The sequence below is a fragment of the Microcoleus sp. genome, from assembly GCF_049646505.1.
Lineage (GTDB): Bacteria > Cyanobacteriota > Cyanobacteriia > Cyanobacteriales > Microcoleaceae > Microcoleus.
The window spans coordinates 1-4,944 of sequence record NZ_JBARVX010000626.1 but is presented as its reverse complement, the minus strand read 5'-3'; the positions used below and the strand labels follow the sequence as shown (position 1 = coordinate 4,944).

Sequence of the window (4,944 nt, the reverse complement as noted above, 5' to 3'; positions counted from 1 at the left end):
TTTTGTTGCTTGCGAATTGCCAAAGCTTGTTCAAAACTCTCGATTGCTTCAACAAACAAACCCTCGCGGTGCTGTTTTACTCCTGTTTCAAAGAGTGTGTCTGCTGGCGTGTTGGGTTCAGTTGTTTGGGCGCGGTCGCTTCCTTGAACCCGCCTTGCATTTATAATAGGGGCAAAGGCCGCAGCGTCTGAGATTGCCAGCAAGCTGAGTGCAGGAGATATCACAATACTTATAGCTGCGACATAGCTGAAGTTGTAAGAGCGGCGGTACACCGATCGAGTCCTCCTAGAGCCAAGTTATAACTATTAAGATAAACCTCTTTGGCGTGTTCGTGCCAATTTTTTTCTCAGCCGCGCCGCTGCGATAGGAGTTCTCACAAACAACGCAACTCGCTTGCAAGCTGCAAACCCATATACAATCAGTCATTCCCAATTCTTCAATCCATCGAGCAAATTGCAGACTACATCGGGACTCGATCGAGCCGATCGCTTTTTAAGCAATCTTGACGCTAAATTCGCCAAAATTGCTAAATTTCCCAATATTTGGACGACAAAGAGACGAAATTTTGCCGCTTCGCAGTCTCTCCACAGACAACTATCTCATCCTTTATATGCCGATCGGATCCAATGTAAAAATCTTTCGAGTTGTCAGTGGTTTTCGAGATTTATCAGCCTTGTTCGCCGATGCCGATGATTGAATTTAACTAAACACCGATCGCCCTTTCATTCACCTCACCAAAAAAGCCGCACACTCAACATGAGAAGTCTGAGGAAAGAAATCCGCCGGCTGCACTCGCGCTAACTTATAATCCCCATTTTCGCACAAAATCTTCAGGTCGCGAGCCAAAGTCGCAGGCTTGCAGCTAACATAAACAATACGATTTGGTTTGATTTCCTTAATAGTTTCCAAAACCGCGCGATCGCACCCTTTACGCGGCGGATCTAGCAGCACAATATCCGGTGTCAATCCCAAGACAGGCAGCAAACTCTCTACAGTTCCTACCTGAAACTCGACATTTTTCAAATCATTTAACTCAGCATTTAATTTGGCTTGCTCGATCGCCGCCGGTTGCACCTCTAAACCGATCGCTATTTTTACTTGTTTTGCCAGCGGCAAAGTAAACGTCCCAATTCCGCAATAAGCGTCCACCAAAACCTCGTTGCCCTGCAAATCTAATTCCCCTGCAATCACATCCAGCAACGCTTCAGCAGCCTCTGTATTTACCTGAAAAAAAGTATCTGCTCTTAGTTTAAAATTCAATCCGGCAAATTTTTCTCGCAGCTCGGATTTACCAGCAATGCAGCGAGTTTCTGTACCAAAAACTACATTTGTTTGAGCAGAATTTATGTTCAAACAAACACCTGCAAGTTGAGGGTATTGTTTCAGCCACTCAGATGCTTGCTCTTCGATTCCCGGCAACTCTCCAGTGCGAACTATTAAAGTTAGCAGCATCTCGCCGGTGCGCCGCCCGATTCGCAAGGACAAGTGACGCAATTCTCCTGTATGTTTCTTTTCGTCGTAGACCGGCCAATCCCGCCAGTGAATGTCTTCTTTGACTTCTTTTAATAAAGGATTGAGGCGCGGGTCTTGCACCGGGCACTGATTGAGATTGACTAATTTGTGGGTGTTTTTTTGATAGTAACCTGCTTGCACTTGACCTGTGGCAGATATTGCTACCGGATAAGTTGCTTTGTTCCGGTATCCCAAAAATTGGGGAAATCCTTCGATTTTTCCAGTTAATATTTCATCGACTTGCAGATTGCTAAATCCGCCAATCCTTTCTAAGGCTTGAATAATTTGATTTTGCTTGGCTGCAAGCTGATGTTGATAGTCTACGTGCTGCCACTGACAGCCGCCGCACTTGTCGGCGACAATGCAGTTAGCTCGGATTCGGTGTTCGGATGCTTCCAGAAGTGTGTCCAGCTTACCTGTAGCATAGGTGGATTTGACTTGCACGAGGCGGACAAGGACTCGATCGCCCGTCACGGTATCGGGCACAAACACCACTAAGTCGCCAAAACGACCAACTCCGTCGCCGGTGTCTGCCAAGCCGGTAATCTCTATCTCAATCAGTTGACCTTGCTGGCAACGGTTTGCCAATTTTGTCGAGTTTGGGGTGGGGAATTTAGATTTGGTCACAAGTAGTCGTGGTAGGATTTAATATGGTAATGCAATATCGCTATCTCTTTGCTGAGGTAAGTCGTAGCGAAGCGGGGCGCAAGCCATCGCGCTCAAGCTCAATTGCAGGATGTCTTCCTGCTTCCGAACCCCTTGCTGCTACAGCCGCCAGCTTCAACCGGGGAGATTGCCCCCGATCGACCCTGTGCGATATGCTATTGGGGTCGGGGAGACCAAAACTCGTCGAACAGTCTAAATGTCTGTCGGCATTCAAACTCTCAGTCGCAGTTTTTGAATTTTTCCCACAGTACCTTGGGGCACAAGGAAACTGGCTTAGTCACTAAGCATAACGCTTGCGGAGATTTACCACCTACTTCTAAGATTGATAAATGTTAGAAGCGAAGTAAATCGCCTAACCAAGAATCTCATCTTTAAGGGATGAGAATGTCAATTAATCTTACTCTCAAATATCCTCAATTTTTTTGAATAACAATGAGCGTAGTTAGCCAACTAATTCTCCAAGCCGACGACGAACTTCGCTATCCCAGTACCGGCGAACTTCAAAGCATCAAAGATTTTTTTAAAACCGGAGAACAGCGGGTGCGTATTGCTACTGCGCTGTCTGACAGTGAGAAAAAAATTGTTGAACAAGCTAGCAAAAAACTCTGGAAAAAACGACCTGATTTTATCTCTCCTGGGGGCAATGCTTACGGCCAGCGCGAACGGGCTTTGTGTCTGCGCGACTACGGCTGGTACTTGCGCCTGATTACCTACGGTATCTTGGCTGGTGACAAAGAGCCGATCGAAAGTATCGGTTTGATTGGCGTTCGGGAAATGTATAATTCTCTGGGCGTTCCTGTTCCGGGCATGGTCGAAGCTATCCGCTGTTTGAAGGAAGCTGCTTTGGCTTTGCTCAATCAGGATGATGCTAAGGAAGCTGCTCCTTATTTTGATTATATTGCTCAGGCAATGTCTTAATTGCTTTGGCGATCGTTTTCGTGACTGATGTGGCGGAGCGTTTGCGCGTGATTTTTGGGGTGATTTTATCTCGCAATTGCTCGCAAGTGTTTCGCTTCTGTTTTCGCAGAAGTCATTAGTCATTAGTCAGTAGTCAGTAGTTAACAGTTAACAGTTAACAGTTAACAGTCAACAGTCAACAGTCAACAGTCATTAGTAGTGCGAGCGTCCTCGCAAGCTTTCCGTCCAAAGTCATCAGGAAGAAGGAAGAAGGAAGAAGGAAGAAGGAATCGAACGCAATGGTTTGAGCAATTAACAGCGTCTTCACCGTTGGGCGCCGTTGCTATTGTTAGGGAATCTGCCTGATTTCTGCTACGAAGCAATGCTGTTTGAGCTTTCCCAAATTTCGAGAACGTCTTGTCTTTCAATACACATTTGATTTAAAAAGTCAAGGGTTTTTTGAAGGTATTGTTTTTTGAATTTCCGGGTGTCGTACTGAATCGAAGTTTTGAGCTGTGAAAGTTGCGAAAGGGTGGGGCAAGTTTGGATTTGGTGGGCGATCGCATTTTGCCATTCTTCCAGCCTGCGGTACGAAATAAATAGTCCGCCTTTGTCTCGCCGGTGCACAAACACCACATAAGCCCAAGATTCGACTCGCTTAATCAGATTTTGGCTGATTTTCAGGAATTGGGCGATCAACCTGACGGTGATGCGGAGCTTTTTCGAGGGTTGGATGCGGCGAAACAGTGCTGTCATGGCTGTATACTCAGGGCTTGAGAGGCAAATTCTGTTTAGAGTCAATTACATATTACTCTATCAGACTCTTATTGCACAAGTGCAAGAAAACTTAATTTAAACTTCTTAAGCTCAGATGTTGCTCGTGCAACCCTCAATCATTGATGCTGTGCTAGTTTGAGAGTTAACGTAGGTGGGAAAAATGTCAGGACTCTCTAACAAGGCTGTGGTAGACAAAGAGCAGGAATTGCGTCCCGTTCGCTTCACCGAGACGGGGCGGATGCGTTTGGGGAAGATTTTAAAAGCAGCAAGACAGACAACAGGCTGGTCTGTGAGCGAAACAGAATTTAAAACCAAGGGATATGAAGAGGCGCTGTTCACAGCTACAAATCAACCCGTACCCAAAGATGTCGGTATCAGTGCCGCCACAGTCAACCGCTACGAACGCGGGAAGCTGGATAATTTGGATTGGCGATCGCTCTCTCTGTTATGCTTTGTCCTCAAGCCGATCGATCCGGTGACAGCGGAAGCGCTAGAACCGACAAATGCTTTATATATCGCTTGCGAACATCCGCCGTACAACGATGCGAAGCTTTACGAGTAGTTGATTGCTGACATCTGAACTGATGCAACCAAATTATTGAGATGGGGAGTTTTGAACTGCAGATATTAGCGGATGAACGCTGATGTCATTTTATCTGTGTTTATCAAAGAAATGGGTTGAAAACCCCGTCGTTCTAGGACGGCTTTAATTCCTTCTGAATTTTCCTGACTGACTGTGTTAAAATAGTATGGCATACTCAAGTAGTAAAACAGCTAAAAAAAATGAAAGCAAGGTTCCAATACAGATTCTATCCAACCGATAAACAACGCCATAGTTTGGCTCAGTTGTTTGGTTGTGTAAGAGTTGTTTGGAACGATGCCTTGGCTGTTAGTAGATGTGGCAAATATCCTGGGTACAACACTATATCCAAGTCTCTAACTATATCTAAAAAGACAGAAGAAAGGGCATGGTTGAACGATGTTTCGTCCGTGCCGTTGCAACAATCCCTCAAACAGTTAGAGGTTGCTTACAAAAACTATTTTGATTCCCTAAAAGGGAAGAGAAAAGGCAAGAAAGTGGGTCAACCCAAA

At 45.5% G+C, this 4,944-nt stretch carries 5 protein-coding genes and 1 pseudogene; 3 read left to right on the top strand and 3 right to left on the bottom strand.

Annotation, left to right across the window (positions count from 1 at the left end; genetic code table 11):
• Together WBA89_RS29090 and rlmD are read right to left on the bottom strand one after the other, a co-directional pair.
• Window positions 1-272: pseudogene (locus WBA89_RS29090) on the bottom strand (tetratricopeptide repeat protein); the annotation flags it as partial.
• A 454-nt stretch (window positions 273-726) separates the two neighbouring features.
• Window positions 727-2,139 carry a 23S rRNA (uracil(1939)-C(5))-methyltransferase RlmD gene (rlmD, locus tag WBA89_RS29085; protein WP_424411092.1) on the bottom strand — a complete coding sequence of 471 codons (1,413 nt, stop codon included), beginning with the start codon at window positions 2,137-2,139 and terminating at the stop codon, window positions 727-729.
• 471 nt (window positions 2,140-2,610) lie between these two features.
• Between rlmD and apcD the strand changes: the two genes are divergently transcribed.
• A complete protein-coding gene (gene apcD, locus WBA89_RS29080; protein ID WP_193971738.1) occupies window positions 2,611-3,096 on the top strand; it encodes an allophycocyanin subunit alpha-B in 486 nt (161 codons plus the stop codon).
• 351 nt (window positions 3,097-3,447) lie between these two features.
• Here apcD and WBA89_RS29075 read toward each other — a convergent pair whose 3' ends face one another.
• Window positions 3,448-3,831, bottom strand: a complete 384-nt coding sequence (locus tag WBA89_RS29075) for a hypothetical protein (RefSeq protein WP_424411091.1) — start codon at window positions 3,829-3,831, stop codon at window positions 3,448-3,450.
• 181 nt (window positions 3,832-4,012) lie between these two features.
• On the opposite strand from WBA89_RS29075, the gene WBA89_RS29070 reads away from it, so the two are divergent.
• A complete protein-coding gene (locus WBA89_RS29070; RefSeq protein ID WP_333254450.1) occupies window positions 4,013-4,414 on the top strand; it encodes a helix-turn-helix transcriptional regulator in 402 nt (133 codons plus the stop codon).
• Window positions 4,415-4,635: 221 nt separating this feature from the next.
• Window positions 4,636-4,944, top strand: a 309-nt coding sequence (locus WBA89_RS29065; RefSeq protein WP_424411090.1) for a helix-turn-helix domain-containing protein, incomplete at its 3' end; no start/stop codon positions are given.

Excerpts from the sequence above, each read along its gene's own strand:
- apcD (WP_193971738.1), top strand. The coding sequence starts at position 2,611 with ATGAGCGTAGTTAGCCAACTAATTCTCCAAGCCGACGACGAACTTCGC.
- WBA89_RS29075 (WP_424411091.1), bottom strand. The coding sequence starts at position 3,831 with ATGACAGCACTGTTTCGCCGCATCCAACCCTCGAAAAAGCTCCGCATC.
- WBA89_RS29070 (WP_333254450.1), top strand. The coding sequence starts at position 4,013 with ATGTCAGGACTCTCTAACAAGGCTGTGGTAGACAAAGAGCAGGAATTG.